This window comes from Psychromonas sp. Urea-02u-13 (assembly GCF_002835995.1).
Lineage (GTDB): Bacteria > Pseudomonadota > Gammaproteobacteria > Enterobacterales > Psychromonadaceae > Psychromonas.
In genome coordinates, this window is the sequence record NZ_PJBZ01000040.1 from 92,078 (window position 1) to 112,360 (window position 20,283).

At 39.5% G+C, this 20,283-nt stretch carries 17 protein-coding genes; 9 read left to right on the forward strand and 8 right to left on the reverse strand.

Features of this window, described 5'->3' with window-relative positions:
- Positions 1–107 precede the first annotated feature (107 nt).
- Positions 108–1,160 carry an aldo/keto reductase gene (locus CXF74_RS03530; protein WP_101081019.1) on the reverse strand — a complete coding sequence of 351 codons (1,053 nt, stop codon included), beginning with the start codon at positions 1,158–1,160 and terminating at the stop codon, positions 108–110.
- A gap of 545 nt (positions 1,161–1,705) precedes the next feature.
- On the opposite strand from CXF74_RS03530, the gene CXF74_RS03535 reads away from it, so the two are divergent.
- A complete protein-coding gene (locus CXF74_RS03535) occupies positions 1,706–3,277 on the forward strand; it encodes an alpha-amylase (RefSeq protein ID WP_101081020.1) in 1,572 nt (523 codons plus the stop codon).
- Between the two features lie 317 nt (positions 3,278–3,594).
- Here the strand turns inward: CXF74_RS03535 and CXF74_RS03540 are convergent, their stop codons facing one another.
- From CXF74_RS03540 to CXF74_RS03550, 3 genes are all read right to left on the reverse strand, one after another.
- Positions 3,595–4,104 carry a hypothetical protein gene (locus CXF74_RS03540; protein WP_101081021.1) on the reverse strand — a complete coding sequence of 170 codons (510 nt, stop codon included), beginning with the start codon at positions 4,102–4,104 and terminating at the stop codon, positions 3,595–3,597.
- Between the two features lie 623 nt (positions 4,105–4,727).
- Positions 4,728–6,194, reverse strand: a complete 1,467-nt coding sequence (locus tag CXF74_RS03545; protein ID WP_101081022.1) for a di-heme oxidoreductase family protein — start codon at positions 6,192–6,194, stop codon at positions 4,728–4,730.
- Between the two features lie 74 nt (positions 6,195–6,268).
- Entirely contained in the window at positions 6,269–7,597 is a 1,329-nt protein-coding gene (locus tag CXF74_RS03550; protein WP_101081023.1) for an imelysin family protein, read from the reverse strand.
- Positions 7,598–7,753: 156 nt separating this feature from the next.
- On the opposite strand from CXF74_RS03550, the gene CXF74_RS03555 reads away from it, so the two are divergent.
- Together CXF74_RS03555 and CXF74_RS03560 are read left to right on the forward strand one after the other, a co-directional pair.
- A complete protein-coding gene (locus tag CXF74_RS03555; protein ID WP_101081024.1) occupies positions 7,754–8,623 on the forward strand; it encodes a sterol desaturase family protein in 870 nt (289 codons plus the stop codon).
- A gap of 129 nt (positions 8,624–8,752) precedes the next feature.
- On the forward strand, positions 8,753–9,280 hold the full coding sequence (locus CXF74_RS03560; RefSeq protein ID WP_101081025.1) for an NADPH-dependent FMN reductase: 528 nt from the start codon (positions 8,753–8,755) through the stop codon (positions 9,278–9,280).
- Positions 9,281–9,845: 565 nt separating this feature from the next.
- Here CXF74_RS03560 and smrB read toward each other — a convergent pair.
- Positions 9,846–10,388: an endonuclease SmrB gene (gene smrB, locus CXF74_RS03570; protein WP_101081026.1), complete on the reverse strand. Its 543-nt coding sequence runs from the start codon at positions 10,386–10,388 to the stop codon at positions 9,846–9,848.
- A 54-nt stretch (positions 10,389–10,442) separates the two neighbouring features.
- On the opposite strand from smrB, the gene prmB reads away from it, so the two are divergent.
- Positions 10,443–11,354 carry a 50S ribosomal protein L3 N(5)-glutamine methyltransferase gene (prmB, locus tag CXF74_RS03575; RefSeq protein ID WP_101081027.1) on the forward strand — a complete coding sequence of 304 codons (912 nt, stop codon included), beginning with the start codon at positions 10,443–10,445 and terminating at the stop codon, positions 11,352–11,354.
- A gap of 102 nt (positions 11,355–11,456) precedes the next feature.
- Positions 11,457–12,545, forward strand: coding sequence for a chorismate synthase (gene aroC, locus CXF74_RS03580; RefSeq protein WP_101081028.1), 1,089 nt, complete (start codon positions 11,457–11,459; stop codon positions 12,543–12,545).
- 162 nt (positions 12,546–12,707) lie between these two features.
- Here aroC and CXF74_RS03585 read toward each other — a convergent pair whose 3' ends face one another.
- Positions 12,708–13,598, reverse strand: coding sequence for a LysR family transcriptional regulator (locus tag CXF74_RS03585; protein WP_101081029.1), 891 nt, complete (start codon positions 13,596–13,598; stop codon positions 12,708–12,710).
- 104 nt (positions 13,599–13,702) lie between these two features.
- Between CXF74_RS03585 and CXF74_RS03590 the strand changes: the two genes are divergently transcribed.
- On the forward strand, positions 13,703–14,653 hold the full coding sequence (locus CXF74_RS03590) for a TDT family transporter (protein ID WP_101081030.1): 951 nt from the start codon (positions 13,703–13,705) through the stop codon (positions 14,651–14,653).
- A gap of 138 nt (positions 14,654–14,791) precedes the next feature.
- Here the strand turns inward: CXF74_RS03590 and CXF74_RS03595 are convergent, their stop codons facing one another.
- Entirely contained in the window at positions 14,792–16,885 is a 2,094-nt protein-coding gene (locus CXF74_RS03595) for an AsmA family protein (protein WP_101081031.1), read from the reverse strand.
- A 10-nt stretch (positions 16,886–16,895) separates the two neighbouring features.
- On the reverse strand, positions 16,896–17,222 hold the full coding sequence (gene yciH, locus CXF74_RS03600; protein ID WP_101081032.1) for a stress response translation initiation inhibitor YciH: 327 nt from the start codon (positions 17,220–17,222) through the stop codon (positions 16,896–16,898).
- Positions 17,223–17,378: 156 nt separating this feature from the next.
- On the opposite strand from yciH, the gene CXF74_RS03605 reads away from it, so the two are divergent.
- Genes CXF74_RS03605 through CXF74_RS21890 form a run of 3 tightly spaced genes read left to right on the forward strand, consistent with a single transcriptional unit; the run spans position 17,379 to position 20,121 of the window.
- A complete protein-coding gene (locus tag CXF74_RS03605) occupies positions 17,379–17,609 on the forward strand; it encodes a FeoA family protein (protein WP_101081033.1) in 231 nt (76 codons plus the stop codon).
- Positions 17,606–19,894 (forward strand): Fe(2+) transporter permease subunit FeoB, encoded by a 2,289-nt coding sequence (gene feoB, locus CXF74_RS03610; protein ID WP_101081034.1) that lies wholly within the window; start codon positions 17,606–17,608, stop codon positions 19,892–19,894. The genes CXF74_RS03605 and feoB overlap by 4 nt, the downstream gene beginning before the upstream one ends.
- Positions 19,891–20,121: a FeoC-like transcriptional regulator gene (locus CXF74_RS21890; protein WP_157822322.1), complete on the forward strand. Its 231-nt coding sequence runs from the start codon at positions 19,891–19,893 to the stop codon at positions 20,119–20,121. The genes feoB and CXF74_RS21890 overlap by 4 nt, the downstream gene beginning before the upstream one ends.
- The last annotated feature ends 162 nt before the right edge of the window (positions 20,122–20,283 follow it).

Consider the following 20,283-nt stretch of genomic DNA (forward strand, 5'->3'; position numbering starts at 1 on the left):
TCACCCTTATGCTGGGGAAATTATGTTTATACCCAAACTACCTGAATCTGCATTTTCAGGTGGTTTGGGTATAACTGCGAGTAAGTTGCCGGCAGCTATTTTTTAGCTTAAAACGGTGCTGGGTATTGTTTTAATACACTGGCAATATCGGTTAATGCTTGTTCTGATAAAGGTGAATTAAAGGCATTAATATCTTCTGTTAATTGCGCCATGGTTGTTGCGCCGATAATTGTGGATGTGACGCCATTAACTTGATCAACCCATTTCAACGCTAGTTGGGCAGCACTCATGCCATGCGCGATAGCGATTTCTTGGTAGGCTTTTACCGCTGAGTCCACTGCTGGTGTATCGCGGAATAAACGGTTACGTTGACTATAAGTTAAACGACTTCCTGCTGGGCGTGCACCATTTAGGTATTTTCCACTTAATATACCCGCTGCCATTGGCGACCACGGTAAATAAGCAATATCTTCATGCACACAGTTTTCAATTAAATAAGGCCAATCTTTCGTGTGTAATAAACTAAATTCGTTTTGAATAGAAACGATTTTTGGTAAATTATGCTCTTTACTGAGTCTTAGGTAACTGTTAATTCCCCAAGGAGTATCATCGCTCAGGCCACAAAATCTAATCTTTCCGGCTTTAACACATTTATCTAAACCCTGAAGAATATCGAGCATGTTTTCTGTTTGTTGCTCGCGATTTAAATCGGTAAATTTAAACGAATTTGGCGCATGTTGCCCAAAATGAGGCGCTTGACGATTTGGCCAATGTAACTGAAATAAGTCGATATAATCCGTTTGTAAACGGCCTAACGAAGCATCAACGGCTTCAATAACCGCTTGGCCTGTAATAGGGCCTCCATCACGTACCCAGGCTAATCCTGGTCCTGCTATTTTACTGGCTAAAACAAAGTCTTTACGTTTATTTGGATTTGCAGCTATGTAGTTACCTATGATGGTTTCAGTTTTACCATAGGTATCAGCAGAGGGCGGAACTGCATACATTTCAGCGGTATCAATAAAATTAATGCCCTGTGAGAGTGCATATTCAATTTGTTCGTTGGCGTCTTGTTGATTGTTTTGCAAGCCCCAGGTCATACTGCCTAAGCAGATACGTGAAACCGATAGATTACTTGAGCCTAGTGTTGAAAATTTCATGTGCACCTCGCTGTATTGCTTAATTAAAAGGCAAATTGTAAATGTTCATAGCAAAGGTTAGTTCGCAATGATGTCAGTCATACAGTTTTTTATAAATCGAATGAAATTGCAAGCAATTCAATAGATGCTTGTTTTGAAAGTCGAAATTCGTTGTACTTTATTTTTTAACGATCGAGAAATAAGTAACCGTCGTTTGTTTATGTAGCAGCTTTATTTTGCAGTGGATAGCCAGTTTTCCGGTTAGGTCATGTGACTTTAAAAGTGTCTGAGGCAAGGCTAGGGAATTTACTTTTTTGATGTCTGGCAAGAAAAATAAAAATAAATAGGATTTATGACCTTGTCATTTTATGCCGCTTAAAAGGATGCGCGGTACGGTTTTTTTCGATGATTTTTGGGAATTTACTTGCAGAATAATAAACAGTGCGTTGTACTTTAATTTCCTTGTGGTTAAAATCCTTCGTTCATAAAAAACATATTAATAAAACATATGTTGAAAAAAAGGCATTAAGTAAGTACTGTCTTTTTTTACTGCTTAAGGATAAGAAATGAAAAAATTAAAGATCAAAGCAAAGTGGCTTAAAGCTTCTCTCTTAGCCTGCTTAATAGTAATGTCAGCTCCAACATTCGCACAAACTAACGGTACTATGATGCAGTATTTTCATTGGTATAATAGTGCTTCAGACAACCTGTGGAACAAGGTCTCTTTAGAAGCGCAGAATTTATCTGATGTTGGTATTACCGCGTTATGGTTGCCTCCCTCATATAAAGGTTCGGGTGGAACGTATGATGTGGGTTATTCCGTTTACGATCTGTATGATTTAGGGGAGTTTGACCAGCAAGGGACGGTGCGTACTAAGTACGGGACTAAAGATGAGTACTTGGCCGCTATTACTGATGCGCACACTGCCGGTGTACAAATTTATGCTGATGTTGTACTCAATCATAAGATTGGGGCCGATGCGACTGAGTCTGTTACTGCGGTAAGGGTAGATTGGGATAACCGTAACAATGAATACGGTGGTGATGTCAATATTGACGCATGGACTGTTTTCGATTTTACTGCTCGTAATAATACTTATTCTGAATTCAAGTGGCGCTGGTATCATTTTGATGGAACGGACTACGATGCAAACACTAGAGAGAATACGATCTTCAAGTTTCGTGGTGCTGGAAAGTCCTGGGATCTTAAAGTTGCTAGTGAAAAAGGCAACTACGACTACTTGATGGGCGCTGATATCGATATGGATCACCCTGATGTTGTTAATGAGTTGAAAAATTGGGGGAAATGGTATGCTGATTTGACTAAGGTTGATGGTTTTCGAGTCGATGCAGTAAAACACATTAATGCCGGATTTTCTAAAGACTGGATTAACGCGGTACGTGCTCATACCTGCCAACAAATGTTTACTGTTGCCGAATATTGGACCTACAACCTTGCGACTCTTCATAATTACTTAGCCGACTCGGAATATACGATGTCGCTATTTGATGCTCCTCTACATATGAATTTTCATGTCGCTTCAACATCGAATGGTAATTATGATATGGGTAGCCTGATGAATGGGACCCTAATGCAATCAAATCCGGCTTATGCCGTTACTTTGGTTGAGAATCATGATACCCAGGCATTACAATCATTAGAATCACCGGTTGCAGACTGGTTCAAACCGTTGGCTTACTCGTTTATCCTGCTTCGTAATGAAGGCTACCCAAATGTATTCTACGCGGATTATTACGGTGCGACCTATACAGATAAAGGCAACGATGGTAAGGATTACACCATCAACATGCAATCGCATAAAGCGACGCTAGATATCTTGATGAAGGCTCGTAGAGACTACGCTTACGGCGTTCAAAATAGCTACTTGGATCATTCTGACGTAGTCGGTTTTACACGTGAGGGAGATGCTGAGCACTGGAAAGGTCTAGCGGTATTGATGACGGATAACAGCTACGAAGGTTATAAATGGATGAAAGCAGGTGATGCACATAAAAATGCTTGTTTCACCGACATCACCGGTAACTATGCTGCGATTGACAAAGTCTGCACTAATAATAAAGGGTGGGGGAATTTCAAAACTAAGCCGGGTAGCGTGTCTGTTTGGGTTAAAGACTAAATAATCTTAATGCTGCTTTCAATCCCATTAACCAGAACTGAGGTTAACTAACAGCTAGCCCCACAGAAAAAGAAAGCACCGTAAAAATCCAAGGTGTTAACACCTTGGATTTTTGGGTATCGTCATGAAGAGGGTGATAACTTTGTTGCTGAACTTTAACTATTATTATTCACTGAACGATACAAGCTCATTTTATTGCTTAGTCTTTTAGCTGGTATTGCTGTAACTTTTGCTGCGACATTTACATCTCTTCAATTGTGGCATCAAGTTAGCTTTATCCAGAGTAAACCAATAGAAATCGGGTCCGAGTGTTGTGCCTAACATCTCTCTGAAATAGGTGAGTTGAGGCCCGTGTGCTTTATCTTCTTTAGATAGCTGGTTGGATGCTTTTCCATCATCAGACAACACCAAGAGTGTACTGCTACTTTTGCTCCCTCTTCGACTTTTCGTGTTATGCCTGCTTTACGTACAAGACGGCCAGTAAAAATATTGATATCATCGTTAACCGACCCGTTGATATTCTGCAACGCTAGTATCTTAATCTTAGGGTGGTTATTGATCAGGTTTTCCATTGGCATATAAGTATTCGTGCCTAGCTCACCAGTGATTATTACAGTGTTTTCCTGATAGCTAAATTCACTGGAGCCCGCTTCAATGAGTGATTCATTATAGGTTAGTATCATGTCGTACTGATAATTTCCGGTTGGGTCCATGAAGACGACGTTATAGGTATAATCATCTTCTTGCTCTTCAATCGTAGGCTTTTCTTTGGCGGTATATTCTTGATAAGAAGAGGTCTCTTCAAAGCCTTGGTTTGGGTCTCCCATTAAAATTCTCAGCCTAGCCAGAGATTCATTTTGTTTAAAATAAAAAGGAAGAATTAACTATCCCGCATTGAACTCACTCAGAATGTAGTTGTCATTTATTTCAGTAAAATCACTTGTTAATGGGTACGTTTTACCATCCAATGTTAGTTGGTTTCTTAAATGTTTTGTTTGAAATTATCAATATAGTCATCCACTTTATCTAGCAGGATGCTATAGGTAGGGGTCAAAGTTGGAGGTGTCACTGTGGTTGTTTTACTATTGTAACCAGTTAATAAAATGGCGGTAGTGGTAAGATCTCATGTGGCTGCCTTTGATAACTTCTTATTATGCATAATTGAAATCCAGTGGTAATAATTAAATTATATTTTATAAGCGACCGTGACTGGAAAATAGGTGTACTTTGTATCGGTTTGTAAGATTACTTTTCTGATAGGTTACTGGTTTTTTATAGATTAATGGTGACGTTGATAAAAGAGTCTGCCTGCGATTTGTGTATGAAGGAGATTAGTATTTTAGTCACCTAGTAAGGCCGTTAGTATATATTCAATAAATATAAATGACGGGATAACATCCATCATTTATATCAAGGTTATTTTTGTTAAAGGAAGAGGCGCTTCAGTCTTTTACAAATCCTCTAAAAATGCAAGTAATTCAACACGTTGTTTTTTTGAGAGTTGTAATACTTTCTGTTTACTCTGCTCAGCTTCACCGCCATGCCATAAAACGGCTTCTAATAAATTACGTGCTCGTCCATCGTGTAAAAATGTTGCGTTAGGATCAACTGTTTGTGCCAGTCCAATGCCCCACAGTGGTGGAGTGCGCCATTCATTGGCTTGTGCGAGAAACTCAACGGGAATATCACCTTTCACGGTTTTACTGTTTTTATCAAAATCAGTTAATGCTTCGCCCATATCGTGCAATAACATATCCGTGTAAGGGTAAATTTTTTGATTTGATAATTCAGGAAACTCAGCACTTTTCACTGTGGTGTAACTGGCCGTATGACATTGTTGGCAACCCAGTTCATTAAACAGTTTTTGTCCATTGCGAACCAGTGTGCTGTAGGCATTACGACGTGCTGGAACCGCTAAGTGATTAGTATAAAAAGTGATTTTATTTAAGACTTTGGTTGATACTTCGAATTTGTAATCAGCATCTGCCATATCGCCATTACCATTTGGTGATTGTTTACAATCTGATTGGTGCTCTAAACAGTTTTCCTGTTGAAAAAAGTCAGTGGTTAGCCCCATGTCACCCAAAAATGCACCCGCTGTTTGCTGGCGTAATGTCGGTTGTCCTGCTTTCCAGCCGAATCGACCAAGGGTGACTTGCTGCGCTTTAACAGACCAGACTTTATTGGCTTTACCTGAAATAGCATCGTTATTGCTGTCATTGATATCTTCTTGCGCCAATATCTGTTTTTCGTCGATTAACGCTAATAATCCGAGTCCGATCATCGGTGGCGCAACACGAGCAGAGAGTACTGTATCGTCATCAATTTCACAGTTAATGCCTTTTACATGCCAGATTGGGTCACGCAAAGTGACTTTTTCACCATCTGTAAAGCTAATCTCTTGGTAGCGATAACTGACCGCTTGTGAAGCTTCTTGTTTAATACCAAAGTTGGCTTCATGTTGTAGTTGCCCACCAATACAGGTATCACCCACATTCGCCTGCAAACCTAATGACATAGCATTTTTTTGTGATTCACTAATATCACTTTTAGCTGCACGTAATAACATGGTCGAAAAATCTGTGCCTTGTTGATTATCTAATGCTTCTGACGCGTGACCTCGTCCATCTCGTACATGACAATCTTGGCAAGCATTGTTATTAAATAACGGGCCTAAACCATCCTGTGAGCTGACAGAGCCGACACTTTGCGCCCAAGGTTCTTCAAAAAATTTATTGCCACCGTTAAATTTTAAGATACCTTTTACATCTTTTAAGTTGGCAGAATGTGCTGAATAAGCAGAAGCGTGTGTACGTTTGACTGTGGTATCACCGGCAGAAAGGTGTTGTGCTTTGTCGCTTGCAAAACTGGCTGCAGAGCTAAGCAGTAGGGTAAAAGTTAGTAGTTGGTTTTTCATAAAAATCACTTAAAGGCAGAAAGCAAAAAAGACAGCGTATGCTGTCTTGACTCGTTGGGACTAAGTGTTGAAACCTAGTCGCCAGTACCGCTTAGAGTCAGTGCTTCAATCGACAGTAGTGCTTCTACTTTGTCAAAGCTACTGCTTAAACTAACCAATTGATAAACTGCATCTAGTGCCGCTTTCTTTTCTGGTGCGCTATCTGCTTGGCCAATGATTTGGTCAAAACGAATTGGATTATTTGTTTGTTCACCAGCGTTTAATACTTTGCTCATGTTCTTTTCGATTGCCTGAAATGCGCTATCAAATTCGTTGAACAGTTTTTTATCTTTCTGGTTGATAAGGTCTGCTAGGCTTGCACCTTGTACGATTTTACCATCAATGCTTTGGTAACCACCGTAAAAGGCATTACGAATACCTTGGAAGTTATGGTAGATAGCAATGTGGCTTAAATCGCTGAAACAATCATGCTCTTGCTCAGGATCAACACCTTCTAAACCTTCGTTCATACGAGCTGCTGCTAACTCATCAGTGGCCATGCTTTTTAGTGCAAATAACATGTAACGAATGGCGTCATCACTGTTTAAAAAGTTATGTGCCAATGTACCTGCCGTTGTTGCTGCAGGTTCATTCCATTCAAGTTTCATTGCTTGTAGATCATCAACTAATAATTCTGTTGAAACGTTTAAGTAGTCACGACGACGATCACAGTTACTTGCGCTACATAGACCGCTTTTATCTGTTTGGAAGTCGTTAAAGCTACGCTCACCGGCGCCAGCTTTAGTACCGTTTAAGTCTTGACCCCAAAGTAAAAACTCAATGGCATGATAACCGGTTGTTACGTTTGCTTCACCGCCAACACCGTTTTGTTTAACAAGGTATTCAGCTGTAATTTGTTCGCCATTTTTTTGGTTGATGATACCTGCATTTTTATTACCTTGAACGTAATCAATTGCTTGCTCATCAAGTGGCCATGCGTTTACTTGACCTTCCCAATCATCAACGCTGCCTAATCCACCTTTTTTAGCGAGGTCTGCATTAATGGTAATATCTGTATCCCAACGCATAATTTCTGATTGTTGGTAAGGTGCGCGTGCTAATTTATACGCTTCTTTTGCACTGTTTAATGTTGCTTCAGAAGGGCTTGCTAGGAAAGCCTCAATGCTTTTTTGTAATGTTTTTGCTGTCAGGTAAGAGTCGTCATAAGCAGCATAAGCCATAGTGACGTAATTCGCTTTTACTTGCTCAATGGTTACATCAGAGGTTGCTACGCCACGGTGTTGTTGATTATCCGCAAACGATGCAATGGCAACGGCACTAGTGAATGACAAAGCAGAAGCGAGTGCGATTGATAGTGCTTTTTTGCTAAATGATGAAGTCTTAAAACCAGTTGAGCTGAACATTAGTAGGGCTTTCCTTATAGGTGCATGGGTGTTTATAGCGCTATTTACATTGGTATTGATAATTGTTATCTTTGGCGAATGGTAATTACTATCATTTATTAAATCAAGTGTTTTAACAACTATTTTACAAAAAAGGAAAGTAAGATCGCATTTTTAATGGACAGTTTATGGTCACCGTTGGTATTTTTATTTGAGCCTCAAAAGCGAATTTATTGGTTATATCTACTGTGCAGTGGTTTACTTATTTTGTTATTTCGCCATAAAATAACCTGCAAAAAAATCCCCCTGTGGAGCGCTTCTTATGCCGTTGATTTAGGTTGGTTAGTGATTAATCAGCTACTGTTAAAATTGTGGATCGTGCCGTTTTTTGCACTGCAAGTGAGTGCTGCATTATGGGTTAATAGCACGCTGATTGATCTGTTTGCAACGGGGAATTTATTTAAGTTAAGTGTGCCTGTTTTTACCCTTTTTTTTGCTTTTACTCTCTTTGTTATTGATGATTTTTGTAAATTTATTGTGCATTTTAGTTTCCACCGCTTACCTTTCCTTTGGCCATTTCATGCCGTTCATCATAGTGCAACCACGCTAACACCTTTAACGCTATATCGACTTCACCCCGTTGAATTTGTTATTAATAGCCTGCGTAGTTTTTTAGTGGGTGCGGTGGTCAGCGGCCTCTTTGTTTACCTGTTTGCTAATACGGTTTCGGTCTTTACTATCATTGGCGTTAACCTGTTTGTGTTTATGTTTAATCTTGCCGGTAGTAACTTGCGCCATAGTCCTTTTTACTTGGGATTTGGCCGTTGGGAAAAGTACTTTATTAGCCCCGCGCAACATCAAATACACCACAGTATTGAATTCAAGCATTTTGATAAAAACTTTGGCAGTGCATTAGCGATTTGGGATCGATGGTTTAACTGTTTATTACTCAGTAATAATCAAAGTGTTTCTGGCTTTGGTCTCGATAAAGGTAAAACAAACAGGCAAACACTAAAACAGCAGTGGCGGGGGGTAAGAGGTAAGTAGTCTATTAGGTGTTATATGGAAATAATTAATTGCCATTATTGCTATTTATGCTTTTATTAAGTGTTGATATACTTTTTAACAGTTACCAAACACTTATTAAACACTAATTTAGCAGCCTAAGGAATTATCATGAAAGTATTAGCATTTGCAGCAAGTAACAGTGAAAAATCAATTAATAAACAGCTAGCAACTTATGCTGCTAATTTAATAGAGGGCGCTGATGTTGAAGTGCTTGATATTAATGATTATGAAATGCCTATCTTTAGCGATAAACGTGAAGCGCAATTAGGCCAACCTCAGCAAGCCAAAGACTTTTTTAGTAAAATTGGCGAAGCAGATGCGATTATTATTTCTTTTGCTGAGCATAACGGTTCTTACACAGCAGCCTTTAAAAACTTGTTCGATTGGACATCACGTATTGATATGAAAGTGTATCAAAACAAACCTGTATTAATGCTAGCAACATCACCTGGCCCCGGTGGTGCATCAAGTGTACTTGCTGCTGCTTCTGGCTCTGCACCTTACTTTGCTGCAGATGTGAAAAGTACGTTATCTATCCCAAGCTTCTTTGATAATTTTGACGTTGAAGCAGGGAAACTTACAAACAGTGAGTTAAATGATCAACTACAAAAAGCCGTTGCGAAGCTTTCATTGTAAGCCTCTCAAAATAGAAAGAGGCTGCTACTAAGTTACGACTGCCTTTATTAAATTCGCGTACGGTTACACGTTGCAACTCGTTCCCACGCTCCGCGTGGTAATGCGTAACCATGGGAAGAAGCAGATACAAAATAGTTCAACAAGATGCACCTCATTTTGTCACATTAACGGTATTGCATTGGAGACCCGTTTTTACTCGTGCGCAGACGGTGGATATTATTTTGAATTCGTTGCGGTATTCTTGAAAATCATCTTCATCTCATCGTTCAAAGTAATGCCAATTCCACTAAGTATGTGAACTAAATTTTGCGTAGTAAAAACGGCTTAATTCAAGGCGTCATTTGATGTAAATGGTTGTTGCCTATTATTTCAATAAAAAACGACCACGAAGAAACCAATATCAAAAATTTAATTTGCTCGTTAACCTTCTTTTTCTTCGTGCCTTCGTGGTTAACTTCTTTTGAATTTATTTAAATGGTGGTGGTTATTTGCGGTAGTTATGCATTACCACGCAGAGCGTGGGAACGAGATATAGATAGAGGCGGCTACTAAGTTGTAGACGCTTTTATTCAAACTCTCGCTTCATCTGCCAGTCTGCAAGTTCAACTAAGACTAATAATGCGCCGTGTCCACCAAACTCAAGTGGGGCTTGATGAAAGGCTAAAATATCTGGGTGCTGTGCGAGCCACAGGGGCACCTGTTTTTTAAGTACATAAGTACCAACGCCGTGTAATACGCTACAGCAATATAATCCCTCTTTTTTACAACACGAAATTAAAGCGCCGAGTTCACGTTTTGCTTCTACCTGTGTTAAACCATGTAGATCAAGAATGATTTCCGGTGCAAAATCACCACGACGTAGTTGTTTAAGCAGGTACTTCTGAGCATCATCACGTTTGTAGCGCACTGGGCCATCTTCATTTAGGTGCGGTTCAAAGCCATCGGAGAAATGATCTGTTTCGAAATTAGCAGCCGCTTTTTCTTGAATAACCTGCTTTTTCTTGATGTTTTTAGGTGGCAGTTTTATGGTATCCTGCGTTAACTTTTTAATACCTGAAAATTCTGCGCTAAATAGCGAAAAATCATCATTACTGTTTTTATCTGTCATGGTTTTTCCAACTCTCTATTTTGTAAACGCAGTTTAACGTAGTTGGAGAAAAAATTGGAATCGAATTTTCGTGAAGAAGCAGTATCAGAGCTGCTTACTATTCAAGACATGTTGCGTTTTGCGACCACTCAGTTTAACCAAGCCGGACTTTTTTACGGCCACGGCGCAGACAATGCACTAGACGATGCACTGCAACTTATTTTACCTTCGTTAAGCTTACCGTTACACGGTGGCACGGAGATGTTAACAGCACGTTTATTACGTAGTGAACGTGAAATGCTGGTGGATTTAATTGCTAAACGTATTGAACTACGTATTCCTGTGGCTTATTTAACTAACACGGCTTGGTTTGCAGGCCTTGAGTTTTATGTTGATGAGCGCACGCTTGTGCCACGCTCACCTTTTGCTGAGCTAATTAACGATGGTTTTAAACCTTGGTTAACAACGCAACCTGAGCGTATTTTAGATCTTTGTACCGGCAGTGGTTGTATTGCCATCGCTTGTGCTTATGCGTTCCCGGATGCTTATGTAGATGCAGTTGATATCTCAGATGATGCATTAGAAGTGGCAGACATCAATATTCAAGGACATGGCCTAGAGCAACAAGTGATTCCGATGGAATCAGACCTGTTTTCTGGTATCGAAAATGAGAAGTATGATCTGATCGTGTCAAATCCTCCTTATGTTGATGAAGAAGATATGGCAAACTTACCAGAAGAGTTCAGACATGAGCCGGAGTTAGGCTTAGCTTGTGGCTTTGATGGGTTAGATTTAGTCCGTAAGATGCTCAATCAAGCGGCCGGTATGTTAAACGAAAATGGCTTGTTATTTGTTGAAGTAGGAAACTCACAGGTACATTTACAAGAAAGCTACCCTGAAATCCCATTTGAGTGGATCGAATTTAAATCAGGTGGTCACGGCGTATTTGTGCTGACTAAAGCACAACTGGATAATATTAGCATTTAAGGTGTTAATGACGGCTTAACATCACGGCATGTAAATCATGTCGTCGGTTGAAGTTTATGCCGTCATCTAACAAACAGTTAATTAGATAGTAGGGATAAGACAATGGCAGGAAGTAGTATTGGTCAACTTTTTAAAGTGACTACATTTGGAGAGAGCCACGGCGTTGCATTAGGTTGTATTGTTGATGGTATTCCACCAGGGTTAGAAATTTGTGAAGCAGATTTACAACATGATTTAGACCGTCGTCGTCCGGGGCAATCTCGTTATACAACGATGCGCCAAGAGGGTGATCAGGTAAAAATTCTTTCTGGTGTCTTTGAAGGTAAAACAACCGGTTGTAGTATTGGCCTGTTGATTGAAAATACCGATCAGCGTTCAAAAGATTACTCTGAAATTAAAGACTTATTCCGTCCTGGTCATGCTGATTACACTTACCATCAGAAATTTGGACACCGTGATTACCGTGGTGGTGGCCGTTCTTCTGCGCGTGAAACTGCAATGCGTGTGGCGGCGGGTGCGATTGCGAAAAAATACCTGAAAGAGTTATTAGGTGTTGAAATTCGTGGTTATTTAAGCCAATTAGGTGATATTACACCTGATGTGATTGATTGGAACGAAGTGGAAAATAATCCATTCTTCTTCCCGGATACCAGTAAAATCCCTGCACTTGAAGATTACATGAAAGCGTTAATCAAAGAGGGTAACTCTGTGGGTGCTAAAGTAACGGTTGTTGCTCAAGGTATTCCAGTGGGTCTTGGCGAGCCGGTTTTTGATCGCTTAGATGCAGAACTTGCACACTCATTAATGAGCATTAATGCCGTTAAAGGTGTTGAATTTGGTGATGGTTTTGCGGTTGCGAATCAAAAAGGCACAGAGCACCGTGATGAGATGACACCTGAAGGCTTTTTATCAAATCATGCGGGTGGTGTGTTAGGTGGTATTTCAACGGGGCAAGATATTATTGCTTCGATTGCACTAAAACCAACCTCGAGCTTAACGATTCCCGGTCGTACTATTACTGTTGATGGCGAAGCGACAGAGATGATCACTAAAGGTCGTCATGATCCATGTGTGGGTATCCGCGCTGTGCCAATCGCTGAAGCGCAAATGGCGATCACGTTACTTGACCACCTGTTACGTCATCGTGCACAAAACATGCACGTTGTAACGAATACACCAAAGATTACATAAATCTAATCAAGTGTGGATAAATAAAAGGTAGCGAACAAGGCTACCTTTTTTATATCTAAAATTTGGGCTTGAAGGCTTGAAATCCTTGTGCATTCTCGCCTTACTGCTGAACTATCTTGCACTGATAGCTGATAGCTGATAGCTATCGACTGACAGCTTCTTTTAGAAAGGTAATTGCCATTTTTTACTAAAATCGATGAAGGTTTTAAGTAATGGACTTTGGTAACGGTCTTTATGCCAAATTAACCAGTAGTCTCGGTGCATATCCATATTCAACGTTAATTGTATTAAACGTTTATCTGCTAGCGCATGACGGGCGGCTACTTTTGAAATACAGGCAATGCCTAATCCTGCACTGGTACTGTTAATAATCGCTTCGGTACTTTTAAGCTCTAACGATATTTGATAATCACTGAGTTTTCGGCCTATTTGATTTAGAAAAAAGGTACGGCTTCCGGATCCTGTCTCACGTAAAATCCACTGTTGATCTTCTAAATCTTCAATATTTAAATACTTTTTAAGGCTGAGGGGGTGATCCTTGCCGCAAACAACAACCATCTCATCTTTCAACCACTTAGTAGACTCAAGTTGGCTATCAAAAAGGTTGGCTTCAACTAAACCAATATCTAATTCATAGTCTTTTATTTGCTCGCTGATAGTCTGGCTGTTATCAATTAATAAAGATTGATTTTGATGTTGAAACTGTTTTCTAAAGTCTGCTAGCATCAAGGGTAATAAGTGATTACCTACGGTATTACTCGCACCAATACGTAATTTCCCATTGAGCTGGTTAGCGTCGCTAAAAAGCGTGCTAATGAGTTTACTGCGCTCAATTTGTTCATCGGCAAGTGGTAACAGTTGTTTACCAAGGTCGTTAATGAAAAGGCGATTATTTTTACGTTCAAAGAGTGGCTGTCCGAGCTGTTTTTCCAGTTCACTTAAACTCATACTGACAGCAGGTTTAGTTAAAAATAGTTTTTCAGCTGCCGCTGTGATGGTTTTTTCTTGGGTAATACAAATGAATACCCGTAATTGTTTGAGTGTAATGTTCATTGTTTGCTCATGTTCATTATTTGTTAACGTTAAGTTAAATAATTTAAACTGTTTTTAACATGTTGTGGCGAATATAATAGGCTGTATTCACTAAGGGGGCAATTATGATAGATAAAATAGCGACATGGTGTGCAAAAGTACCTACCGCATTAGCCGGTCTTGCATTAGGTATTGCGAGTTTAGGCTGGTGTTGGGAAAGTGGTGGCGACTTTCAAGGGCAAGCGCAAATGAGCGGGGCATTTGTTGCTTCTCTTTTAGTGAGTGCATTGTTATTGAAGTTCCTGTTTAACCCTGACTTGCTGAAAAAAGATCTGGCTCATCATATGAGTGGCAGTGTGGTACCGACGTTCAGTATGGCCACTATGGTCATCGCTAACAGTGTTAATTATTATAACCATCAAGCAGCCCTTATTTTATGGTTAATGGCTATCTGTTTGCACTTAACCTTTTTGATTATGTTTAGCTATTTCCGCATTAAAGATTTTAAATTCGAGCATGTGTTACCGAGCTGGTTTATTCCGCCTGTTGGTATCGTGGTTGCGGTGGTTTCTTTTCCGGGTGGGTCGCTGATACATATTGCTAATGGCTTATTAATTTTTGGCTTAGTGACCTATGCCATTTTATTACCCACAGTGTTATATCGTTATTTTTTACATGACAAAATAGCGGATCATGAAAAGCCAACGATTGCGGTATTTGCCGCCCCTGCGAGTTTGAGTTTAGCGGGGTACTTAACCATTGTTGATACACCACATTTTTTGATGGTATTAGTCTTAGGCACAATTGCTTTCTCAATGACATTATTCATCTATTGCGCGTTAACTAAGCTGTTACGCTTACCTTTTAGCCCTGCCTATTCAGCGTTTACTTTCCCATTGGTGATTAGCGCAACGGCGATGTTTAAAACCAGCCACTATTTATTGACTCATGGTTACAGTGTGCAATTAGCTGAACTGGCTGAATATATCGCTTATGTAGAGTTGACGTTAGCTACCTTAATGGTGGTCTATGTGTCATTACGTTATGTGATGCACTTTAGCCAAGGTAGTGAGTAAGGAAGTTAAGTTTTTGAAATGAATAGCGGGGAGGGTCGTTGTTTATTGATGGGTAACGAATGAATAAACCTCATTGTTTATCCATTCGCTCTCTTTTTATAAGGGCACCTTTATAAGGCGCTCTTATCAAAGGTATGTTTAGAAGAACTTTTTAAGTTTATCTTCTAGACGTTTTCCCTCTTTCTTTATTTTTTTCTGTGTTTCTACATCTATTTTATCTTCGTATTTTTTAAGTTCTTGTTTTGCTTTCTCTTGTAGACGTTTTTTCTCAACATCAAGTTTGGCTTTTAACTGCTCTTTCAGGGCGCTGTCGGTATCCAGAGAAATTTTAGGATCAGTAAAGCTGCCTTTAATTAACATCGGAATAGTTAAGCCATTCAAATCAGCATAATCGGTATCTGATTTACTACTCGAAAGTGGGCTAATACTGAGTTTGTAATCAAGCGTTTCTTTAATGATATGAACCAGTCCTGAGCCATCAAGACGCATTACAGGTGACAACATCAAGAATTTTTGATTATTAACCAGACCTTTATTAATACTAAAGTCGCCGGTTAACGAGGCAAAATCGGTCTTTTTAATATTATCCTCAGTCGGTGCTTTTTTACCGGTTAATTTTGCTTTTAATGCACGTATTTCTTGCGGAATATTAACACCGTAAATCTCACCATCAAGTAAACTAAAACTACCTTTACCAACAATACCTTGTTTTATCTTAGTCGCGGTTAACCCTTGGCCTTTACCTTTAAAGTTAAAGTTAGTTTCACCACTAATCAGGTCTATTTCTGCAGCATCTATTAATAGAGGGCGTATTTGAACACCTTTTAATGTGCTTGTTGCTTGGTATTTATTACGTCCTTTACTGTCGCTTACTTGCGCGTTTAGCGTTAATAAACCTTGGTATAATTCAGCCGTTAATAATTTTACGTTTGCTGTGCCTTTGTTAATAATCAAATGATTGTTTATTTCACCAATATTGATGTTATCCACTTTGACACCGGCAATTTTTAAATGACCGTCAATATCTAAATCATGTAAAAAAGCTAAATCAGGCTCAACTTCCGCTGCCTGTTCTACAGCACTGCTGGTTGTAGAAGGCTTACTTGTTTCGTTCGCCTTAGCATCAGCAGGCGCGCTGTCTTTTTTATCGGCCGCTTTAGCCATGTAGTGATTAAGGTCCCACTTATTCGCCACTAAGTTGTAACGTATTTTAGTGATGTTCGCGGTTTGAACGCTCAGTTCACCGGCCAATTCAAGCTGATCAACCTTCAGTTTCAACGCCTTAATGGTGGCAAGCTGCTCATCAAGTTGGTAGCTAATCGTTGCATTAACTTGTGTACTGACTTTTTTGTTGGGTAAGTTATCTGCTGTGATAACGGTATTGATATCAAAATCACTCAAGGTGATTTTTTTGCTATTCACTGCAAAATCGACATCGGTTTTCAGCACACTTTTTAGTTGTCCGTTAGGTAATACTTTACCTGTCACTAAAGTGTCGACTTGTAGTTTGCTAAGTTTGATATTGGACATATCTTTATTAACAAGAAGCTGTGAATTAAGTTGTATTTCTGCCTGTAAATCATCAATCACTAACTTAGTATTAATAACAAGTTCAGTCTCTTTGTCGAACGCAAACTCACCCAGTTTTATCTCATTAATAGTAATTTTTTGATGACTGCCTGCTTGAAGATCTTGTAACTCAATTATCGCGTTATTGATATCAATGCCAGCAAGTTGGGTTTTATCAAAGGCAAAGAAAGGTTCATCTTTCTCTGAAGCTACCGTCTCCTCTGCTGGTGTTGCATCTTTTACCGCTGCAGGTTGATCTGTTTCAGCGCTTTTCTTGCCCATATTATCCAGGTTAGAAAGGCCATTTTTATCCGTTAATAGTGTTAATTCAAAACCATCAAGGGTTAACTTACCAATTGAAATTTCACCTTTTAATAAGGGTAAAATATTAATGCCGAGAGAAGCTTTATTAATTTTTACTAAATGAGGTTGACTGAAACCGCTTAAATTATCTAGCTCAATCTGGCCACTAGAAAACCCAAGTTGTGGGTAAAATGTCCAGCCAATATCACCAACAATATGTAAATCTCGATTTAGGTTTGTTTTAACCTGTGCTTCAATTTCGCTTTTGTAATCATTTGGGTCAACAAAGATTAATAACAAAGTAATTGTTAGCGCCAGTAATGCAAAGATTGCGATGGATAATTTAATTAAAAGTTTCATTTTTATTCCTTTAGCTGCCTGCTAATTTGACGGTATAACCTTTTGCTTCTAACAAGGTTTTGATTATTTCTCGTTGTTCACCTTGAATCTCAATAACAAAATCTTTGACTGCACCACCTGTACCGGTACGTTTTTTGATGTCTTTCGCTAAAACTTTCAGCTCTTTTTCGTCTAACTGCAAACCTTTAATTAGCGTCACACCTTTGCCTTTACGGCCTTTTGTTTCACGGTGTAAGCGAATAACCCCATCACCATCAGGTGCTGATTTTTTTTCTTTCGGTTGTTCTATCTTTCCACCATCTGTTGAATAAACCAGATTAAGTCCACTTAAGTCCATGTTTTTTCCTTACTTTACAAAATACGATATTAGCTCAGTTTAGCAGAGAGTCATTTAAGATTGATCAAAAACATTGTTTACCCGTATTTTTTACTTTACCATTTAATGCAAATGAGAGTGATTGGTATTAGCAATTAATGATAAGGTAAATAACTGATGGTTTTATCAGATCTTAGTGCAGGGCAGTCTGCCCAAATAGTAAATATGCAGTCCATGGAGCCGGCGATGCGTAAAAAATTATTAAATTTAGGATTCTTACCTAAGGCAAAAGTTGAGTTATTACGTTTGGCCCCGATGGGCGACCCTGTGGTAATTCGCTGTGCAAGTAGCAGTATTGCGTTACGAAAATCGATCATTAGTAAAATTAAAGTGGAGCTGTTGAAATGAATTTATCGATAGCCACCATTGGTAACCCCAATTCAGGAAAAACCACGCTCTTTAATATGCTCACTGGCGCAAATCAAAATGTCGGGAACTGGAGTGGTGTGACGGTTGAGAAAAAGACCGGTTATTTCTCTCTCAGTGATAAAACAGACGTGCGTATCATCGACTTGCCAGGTATTTATAGCTTAGATTATGACAGTGAAGGTTCATCACTAGATGAACGTGTCGCCTTTGATTACATTATGCAAAATAGCCCTGATGTGATTATTAATGTGATTGATGCGAGCTGTTTAGAGCGTAGTTTGTATTTGACGGTGCAACTTAAAGAGCTGGGTTTACCGGTTGTTGCGGTGATCAATAAAATGGATGTCGCGCTGAAGAAAAAACTGCTCATTAATGAAAAAAGCTTAGCTAAAAAGCTCGGTTGCCCTGTGGTGACTATTTCTGCACATGATAAAAAATCAGTTGCTAAATTAAGCCAACAATTACAAACCTTGTCAGAGAAAAACTTAACAACCCCGATTGAGCTGGATTATGGTTCAACGCTCACGCCTATTATCGAAACCAGCACGCAACTATTAGAGAAGGTGACACATCATCTACAAAATAGGGCGCTTGCCATCAAACTGCTAGAGGGTGATGAAACGGTACTGTCGTTATTGCCCAAAGTTGAACAAGCAATCTTTATTGAGCAAAAGTCGCTACTTTCAGCGCAACAAAATGAAGAGATTGACTTACAAATTGCAGATACACGTTATTCCTTTATTTACCAAGTGACACAAGATTCAGTGCGTACGCAGGGTAAGTTAGGCCGTAGTATTACCGAGAAAATCGATGCGCTTGTGATGAATCGTTACGCGGGTGTGCCGTTCTTCTTATTGGTGATGTACTTGATGTTTATGTTTTCGATTAACATCGGCAGTGCATTTATCGACTTTTTTGATATCAGCGCTGGTGCTATTTTTGTTGATGGCAGTGCGCAATTATTATCCGCAATATCCGCCCCCGATTGGTTAATTAATGTTTTAGCCTATGGCGTGGGTAACGGTATTCAAACGGTGATGACCTTTATTCCCGTGATTGCGTGTTTGTATCTATTTTTAGCGGTACTGGAAGCGTCGGGTTATTTAGCGCGTGCCGCTTTTGTGATTGATAAAGCGATGCAGTTTATTGGTTTACCGGGTAAATCGTTTGTACCGATGATTGTAGGGTTTGGTTGTACAGTGCCCGCGGTAATGGCGGCCAGAACACTAGAAAAAGAGAGAGAGCGACTATTAACGGTTGTGATGTCTCCTTTTATGTCCTGTGGTGCAAGATTACCTGTGTATGCTTTATTTGCCAGCGCATTTTTTCCTGACAGAGGCCAAAATATCGTCTTTATTCTCTACTTAATTGGTATTGCGGTCGCGGTACTAACGGGATATATCTTAAGTCGTACTTTATTACCGGGAAAAAGTGAAAATATGTTCCTGGAGATTCCTGATTACGAGCTTCCTACATTACGTAATACATTAACTAAAACATGGCAGAAATTAAAAGGGTTCTTATTTGGCGCAGGGCAAACGATTGTTATCGTAGTGACGCTGTTAAATGTGATTAACTCGATTGGTTTAGATGGCAGTTTTGGTCACCAAGACAGTGCGGATTCTCTGCTCAGTAAAAGCGCACAAATTATTACACCCGTGCTTTCTCCACTCGGTGTGACACAGGATAACTGGCCAGCAACCGTAGGTATTGTGACTGGATTATTTGCCAAAGAGGCGGTGGTTGGCACGTTAAATAACCTTTATTCAACACAGCAAAGTGATGATGAAGCAGAACTGACGTTACTTGAAAAACTCAACGAGGCTGTCGCGACAATCCCTGAAAACTTAATGGGTATTAGTGTCAGCGATCCGCTAGGTATTGATGTCGGTGATTTAGGCGATTTACAAGCTGCAGCTGAAGACCAAGGTGTGGACTTAACTATCTTTAAAAATATTCAAGATGCCTTTGTGACACCAGAAGCCGCTTTTGCTTATCTATTGTTCATCTTGTTATATGCACCTTGTGCGGCAGCAATGGGCGCTATTGTGCGTGAAGTGGGCGGGCAGTGGGCTAAGTTTATTGCAATATGGACAAGCGCAGTGGCGTACATTGTGTCGGTTTCTTATTATCAAATAGCAACTTTTTCAATGCAGCCCAATAGCCATGTCTTGTATATCATTGTCTCGATTGTGATTATGGGCGGTGTGGTGTTTATGCTCAAGCGTCGCGGTAACGTACTGGCTGTGAGTTTAGTGTCATGATTTTAAAATCAATTTGTGATTATGTTTTACAGGCTGGGCGGGTAGAGGAATCTCTCTTGCTAAAGCACTTTCATCTTCGCCAAGAGGGTTTAAATGCATTAATGTCGCCTTTGTTAAAACGAGGAAAAATACAAAAAACATTACATCAACGGGGTGAAAAACTCACTCCACTTGTTTATTACAGTTATCCATCAGACACTCAAATCCCCTCGATATCAATCGTTTAAAAAATGATTTATTAGGGGGGCATTATTTATGCTTATTTCAGTACACTGAATTAAGCATAAATCGCGTGCTCCTCTACCATTCCCTTGTATAATTTATAATAATAAAAATATATCAGCTACTTACGCTACGACTCACTAAAAATAGAATGAATATTAAATGAG